The organism is Bowmanella yangjiangensis (assembly GCF_017255015.1).
Classification (GTDB): Bacteria; Pseudomonadota; Gammaproteobacteria; order Enterobacterales; family Alteromonadaceae; genus Bowmanella; species Bowmanella yangjiangensis.
In genome coordinates, this window is record NZ_JAFKCS010000785.1 from 1 (window position 1) to 337 (window position 337).

Below are 337 nucleotides of genomic sequence, written 5' to 3' on the forward strand. Positions count from 1 at the left end.
GTTCATCGCTGAAATAGGCGGGCACCGAAATCACCGCCGTGCTCACCGGCATGCCGAGGTGCGCCTCGGCATCGGCCTTGAGCGAGCCGAGCACCAGCGCCGAGAGTTCTTCCGGGGTGAACTGGCGGTCGCCCAGCGTGAAACGCTTGTCGCTGCCCATGTAGCGCTTGAACGCCGCCACGCTGCGCAGTGGATGAGTGGTCAGCCGGGCACGGGCAGCGCTGCCGACGAGGATGCTGCCATCTTCGTCCAGGCTCACCGCCGACGGCGTGAGGACCTCGCCGAGGGCATTGGGAATGAGCTCCGCACGCCCCTCGCGCCAAACCGCGATGAGGCT

1 protein-coding gene is annotated in these 337 nt (G+C 67.4%); it reads right to left on the reverse strand.

Features of this window, described 5'->3' with window-relative positions; genetic code table 11:
• A partial coding sequence (locus tag J0A65_RS26670) for an Hsp70 family protein (RefSeq protein ID WP_206597185.1) occupies nt 1-337 on the reverse strand: 337 nt, incomplete at both ends.